The sequence below is a fragment of the Komagataeibacter kakiaceti JCM 25156 genome, assembly GCF_000613305.1.
Genome location: NZ_BAIO01000148.1, coordinates 1 through 5,109 on the forward strand (window position 1 = coordinate 1; position 5,109 = coordinate 5,109).

At 64.2% G+C, this 5,109-nt stretch carries 7 protein-coding genes; 2 read left to right on the top strand and 5 right to left on the bottom strand.

Going from position 1 to position 5,109, the window contains the following annotated elements; all coding sequences use genetic code 11:
• Positions 1-432, top strand: a 432-nt coding sequence (locus JCM25156_RS23035) for a M24 family metallopeptidase C-terminal domain-containing protein (protein ID WP_034959131.1), incomplete at its 5' end; no start/stop codon positions are given.
• A gap of 172 nt (positions 433-604) precedes the next feature.
• On the top strand, positions 605-1,633 hold the full coding sequence (locus JCM25156_RS09205) for an isocitrate/isopropylmalate dehydrogenase family protein (protein ID WP_025812848.1): 1,029 nt from the start codon (positions 605-607) through the stop codon (positions 1,631-1,633).
• Between the two features lie 117 nt (positions 1,634-1,750).
• Here JCM25156_RS09205 and uraH read toward each other — a convergent pair whose 3' ends face one another.
• The 5 genes from uraH to JCM25156_RS23040 form a co-directional block, all read right to left on the bottom strand.
• Positions 1,751-2,107: a hydroxyisourate hydrolase gene (gene uraH / locus JCM25156_RS09210; protein ID WP_025812849.1), complete on the bottom strand. Its 357-nt coding sequence runs from the start codon at positions 2,105-2,107 to the stop codon at positions 1,751-1,753.
• Positions 2,104-2,631, bottom strand: a complete 528-nt coding sequence (gene uraD / locus JCM25156_RS09215) for a 2-oxo-4-hydroxy-4-carboxy-5-ureidoimidazoline decarboxylase (RefSeq protein ID WP_025812850.1) — start codon at positions 2,629-2,631, stop codon at positions 2,104-2,106. The genes uraH and uraD overlap by 4 nt, the downstream gene beginning before the upstream one ends.
• The gene (puuE, locus tag JCM25156_RS09220) at positions 2,628-3,539 is read right to left on the bottom strand and encodes an allantoinase PuuE (RefSeq protein ID WP_025812851.1); all 912 of its coding nucleotides are present in this window, start codon (positions 3,537-3,539) and stop codon (positions 2,628-2,630) included. Before puuE ends, uraD begins: the two co-directional genes overlap by 4 nt.
• Positions 3,540-3,558: 19 nt before the next feature.
• On the bottom strand, positions 3,559-4,788 hold the full coding sequence (locus tag JCM25156_RS09225; protein ID WP_025812852.1) for a pyridoxal-phosphate-dependent aminotransferase family protein: 1,230 nt from the start codon (positions 4,786-4,788) through the stop codon (positions 3,559-3,561).
• A partial coding sequence (locus tag JCM25156_RS23040) for a M20/M25/M40 family metallo-hydrolase (protein ID WP_148299366.1) occupies positions 4,785-5,109 on the bottom strand: 325 nt, incomplete at its 5' end. The genes JCM25156_RS23040 and JCM25156_RS09225, both read right to left, overlap by 4 nt.

The following is a 5,109-nucleotide window of genomic DNA, read 5'->3' on the forward strand; positions in this document are numbered from 1 at the left end:
GGCCACGCGCTGTGGGCGGGCGGGCTGGATTATGACCACGGCACCGGCCACGGCATTGGCAGCTACCTGTCCGTGCATGAAGGCCCGGCGACCATTTCCCCCGTTTTCCGTCCCGTGCCCCTCCAGCCCGGCATGATCCTGTCCAACGAGCCGGGCTATTACCGCCCCGGCGCGTTCGGCATCCGGCTGGAGAACCTTCATCTGGTCCAGCCCTCCCCCATCGGGGAAGCCGGGCGGCGCTTTCTGGAATTCGAGATCCTCACCCTCGCCCCCTTCGACAGGCGATTGATCGACGCCGCCGCGCTGGAGGGAAGCGAAACCGCATGGCTGGACAGTTACCATGCACGGGTTTTTGAACGGATTGCACCACATCTGGATACACCGGCGCGGATATGGCTCAAGGCGGCCTGCGCGCCATTGCACGCCGGATAATGTGACTGCAAAACCATGACCGCACCCCGGTGGCCCGATTGTCACATGTGCTTCCGGGGCCTAGGACTTTTAACCAGTTCCGACGGGGCACCCGGCAACGAACCGGGTAAGCCAAGCCGGTGGGCATGCTGAAACGCTTTTCAGTAGCAAGCACAAAGGGAGACGTTCGAGAATGTCTGCAGAAAAAACAATTCCCGCTACCCTGATTCCCGGTGATGGAATCGGGCCTGAAATTGTCCAGTCCGTTGTTGAAATCCTGGATACGGTCGGTGCTCCCTTCAAATGGGAAAAGGCGCTTGGTGGTGTCGCGGCGCTCGATGCCACGGGCAGCCCGCTGCCCAAGGAAACGATCGACAGCATCCGCCGCACCGGCCTTGCGCTGAAAGGCCCGCTGACCACGCCCGTCGGCGGTGGCTTCAAGTCCATCAACGTCACACTGCGCCAGGAGTTCGGCCTGTTCGCGAATGTGCGCCCGACCCGGACGATCGTGCCCGGTGGCCGTTTCGAGAACATCGACCTCGTCATCTTCCGCGAGAACCTTGAAGGGTATTACGCGGCGATGGAAAACTACATCGCCGTGGGTGACGACCCCAAGGGCATCGCCATGGGCGCGGGCTACACCTCACGCGCGGAATGCAACCGCATCGTGCGCTATGCCTTTGAATACGCGGTCAAGAACAACCGCAAGCGCGTGACGCTGGTGCACAAGGCCAACATCCTGAAGCTGCTGACCGGCCTGTTCCTGGAAGAAGGCCGCAAGGTCGCCAAGGAATACGAAGGTCGCGTGGAAGTGAACGAGCGCATTGTCGATGCCTGCGCCATGCAGCTCGTGACCGATCCGTGGCAGTTTGACTGCATCGTCACCACCAACCTGTTCGGTGACATCCTGTCCGACCTTACGGCCGGTCTGGTTGGCGGGCTTGGCCTGGCGCCGGGTGCGAACATTGGTGAAAAGGCCGCCGTGTTCGAAGCCGTGCATGGTTCGGCCCCCGACATCGCGGGTCAGAACAAGGCCAACCCGACCTCCCTGCTGCTGGCGGCGAACATGATGCTGAAGCATGTAGGCCGGCAGGATCTGGCCACCCGCATCGACAAGGCCATCGAGAAGGTCATCACCTCCGGTGCCGTGCGCACGGGCGACCTTGGCGGCAAGGCCAGCACGACCGACCTGACGGCGGCCCTCAAGCAGGCGCTGGTCTGATCCGGCTTTCCCCCGCAGGCGGCCAGCCCGCCGCGGGGGGATACGGGAAGCAGACTGAAAAAGGGCCGTGGCATCACCTGCCACGGCCCTTTTTGCATTCCGGCGGGGAAAAGCCCGTCAGCTTCCGCGATAGGTCGAGAACCCGTAGGGCGAGACCAGAAGCGGCACATGGTAATGCCCTCCCTTCCCGTCCGGACCGGGCCGCGCCACGCCAAAGGCGATCGGCACGACATCAAGGAATGGCGGGTCGGACAGGGCCACGTCGCGCGTCCGGAAATAATCCGCCACCGCGAAATCCAGCCGATAGGCGCCTGCCTGCATCTCACCCATATGCTGGCTGAGTTCAGGGCAGCGGCCATCGGCATTGGTCACGCCGCGAAACAGGCAGTCCTGACCCATCCACAGGCTGATGGCCATGCCTGCCGCCGGCCTGCCGGAGACGAGGTCAAGCACATGGGTGGAAAGGGTGCTCATGGTTCCTGCTCCATCCGTTCAAGCACATCCGCCAGGCGAAGCGCGGCGATCTTGTTGATTTCAGCCAGGGCGGCCTGCCGTTCGGCCTCCGGCGTGTTTTCCAGCCGGGTCCGCATCCCGTTCAGGATGCCTTCCTTGTCCGACTGCCGCACGCAGATGATGAACGGAATCCCGAATTTGGCGGAATAGGCGTCATTCAGGGCGCGGAAGCGGGCGAACTCCTCCGGTGTCAGCCGGTCCAGCCCGGCGGAGGCCTGCTCGACGGCGGAGGCCGAGGTCAGCGTCGGGTCAACCCCCATGCGCTGCGCAAGCTCCGGATGGGCACGGATCAGTTCCAGCTTCTCCGTGTCATGCGCCCGCTCCAGTTCATGGCGCATGGCCGCGAGCATGTCCTGATCATCGGCAAAGGGACCATGGGCATGCGCGCGATGCGCCACCCATGGGGAATGTTCATACAGCGCCCCGAACAGCTCGACGAACCGTACGGGGGAGAGTGTGTTGACCCGTCCGATCACATCGCTCATGCCGGATGCACCTTCTGCCAGTGCCGCGCAATATCCAGCCGGGTCGCGACCCACACCTTCTCGCGCTGCGCGATATAGTCCAGAAAACGCGCCACAGCCCGCGCGCGGCCCGGACGGCCCGCCACGCGGCAGTGCAGGCCAACCGACATCATGCGCGGTCTATCGGCGCCTTCCTCATACAGCATCTCGAAGGTATCGCGCAGGTAGTTGAAGAACTGCTCACCTTCCGTAAAGCCGTTCAGCGCGACAAAGCGCATGTCGTTCACATCCAGCGTGTACGGCACGATCAGTTGCGCCCGGCCATTACTGCGGTCGTAATAGGGCAGGTCATCGGCATAGGAATCGGCGTCATAGACAAAGCCGCCTTCCTCCGCGATCAGGCGGGCGGTGTTGGGGCTGGTGCGGCCCTGGTACCAGCCAAGCGGACGCGACCCGGTCAGTTTCGTATGCAGCGCGATACATTCCTGGATATGGGCGCGCTCCACCGCTTCGGGAATGTGCTGGTAATCAATCCAGCGCAGCCCGTGGGAGGCGATCTCCCACCCCGCATCCTTCATCGCCGCGACGGCGGCGGGATTGCGCGCCATGGCGGCGGCCACCCCGAAAACCGTAAGCGGCTGCGAACGCTGGGTAAAGATGCGGTGCAGACGCCAGAACCCGGCGCGCGCGCCATATTCGTACAGGCTTTCCATCGCGATCGCGCGCGCGCCGGGAATGGACTGCGCGCCCACCATTTCCGACAGGAAGGCTTCCGAGCCGCGATCGCCATGCAGGACCGAATTCTCGGCCCCCTCCTCGTAATTGATGACGAACTGCACGGCGATCCGGGCCCCGCCGGGCCATTTCGCATCCGGCGGGTTGCCCGCATAGCCCACAAGGTCACGCGGATAGGCACCTGCAACAGACATGATGGCTGATCTCCCGTTCTTATGCGTTGTAGGCGGCAAGGGCGGCATCCACGCCGCTGCCGGCGGCAAAGCTGTGGCCTTCATGCCGCAGCACTGTTTCCAGCGCCCCCAGCGTGAGCAGCACCTTGTGCTTCTCGGCATTGTAACCCATCGCGCCGATACGCCAGATCCTGCCCTGCAGCGGGCCAAAGGCGCTGCCGATCTCGATTTCAAAATCCTCACGCATGCGGCCACGCACCCGTTCGCCATCGACACTGTCGGGAATGTACACGCCGGTCACGTTGGTCATGCGGTATTCATCGCTGCCAAACAGTTCCAGCCCCATGGCACGCAGCCCCGCGCACATGGCGCGCGATGCGCTGGCATGGCGGGCGAAGCGGGCTTCCAGCCCCTCTTCCACCATCACGCGCGCGGCTTCACGCGCGGCGTACAGCATGCTGGTGGCCTCGGTATGATGGTTCAGGCGCTTTTCGGACCAGTAATCCATGATCATGGCCAGATCGAAATAGTTGGACGGGATGCGTGCCCGCACGCCATCGGTCGTGTCGCTGCCACGAATCCCGGCCTCGACATGGCGGCGCGCCATGATGTGCTCGGCCGCGCGGTCGGAAATGGTGATGGGCGCGGAGCCCGGCGGGCCACCCATGCACTTCTGCAGGCCACCGCTGACCACGTCCACACCCCAGCGGTCAGTCGCCACCGCCATGCCGCCCAGCGTGGCCGTCGCATCGACATAGGACAGCACGTCGTATTTGCGGCACAGCGCGCCCACGCCATCGAGCGGCTGCGCCATGGTGGTGGAGGTATCGCCATGGATGCAGGCCAGCACGCGGGGGCGATGGGTCACGATCGCCTCCTCGATCTGCTCCAGTGTCGCGACCTCGCCCCACGGAATATCCACGGTCACGATCTCCGCGCCGATCCGCGCCGCGATTTCGGACAGCAGTAGCCCGAAGCGGCCCGCGCGCACGATCAGCAGCTTCATTCCCGGCTCGACCAGCGAGACGAGCGCCGCCTCGATCCCGGCGCGCGCCGTGCCGTCCACCAGAAAGGTCCAGCGGTTATCGGTCATGAACACCTGACGGTAGAGTTCCATCGTCTGGTTCATGTAGGTGGTCATTTCCGGGTCGAACTGCCCAAGCATGTCGGCCGCCATGGCCCGCAGCACGCGCGGATGCGCGTTGACCGGTCCCGGCCCCATCAGCAGCCGGGCAGGAGGGTTGATCTGGCCAAAAAATGTCTGGGTCATCCGAAGCGTCTCTCAAAAAGTCCGATAAAGGTCGTCATGGCGCGCAGGGCCTGTTCCGTATCCGCATCCGTCACGGATTCAGCCGGGTTATGGCTGATCCCCCCCGCGCACCGGATGAACAGCATGGAAACCGGGGCCAGATGCGCCATGATCATCGCATCATGCCCCGCCCCGCTGACCAGCAGGCGCGCGGGCGCGCCGGTTACGTCATCCACCGCCTGTTCCATAAGCGCCGTGAGCACCGGGTCACAGGGCGTGGCGTCAAGATCCTGCTGGAGCGCGATGTCCAGCTCCATGCCGCGCTGCCGGGCCACCTGCCGG

Bases quoted from the DNA above. Each gene is read 5' to 3' on its own strand.
- JCM25156_RS09225 (WP_025812852.1), bottom strand. From the start codon at position 4,788: ATGACCCAGACATTTTTTGGCCAGATCAACCCTCCTGCCCGGCTGCTG.
- puuE (WP_025812851.1), bottom strand. From the start codon at position 3,539: ATGTCTGTTGCAGGTGCCTATCCGCGTGACCTTGTGGGCTATGCGGGC.
- JCM25156_RS09205 (WP_025812848.1), top strand. From the start codon at position 605: ATGTCTGCAGAAAAAACAATTCCCGCTACCCTGATTCCCGGTGATGGA.
- uraD (WP_025812850.1), bottom strand. From the start codon at position 2,631: ATGAGCGATGTGATCGGACGGGTCAACACACTCTCCCCCGTACGGTTC.
- uraH (WP_025812849.1), bottom strand. From the start codon at position 2,107: ATGAGCACCCTTTCCACCCATGTGCTTGACCTCGTCTCCGGCAGGCCG.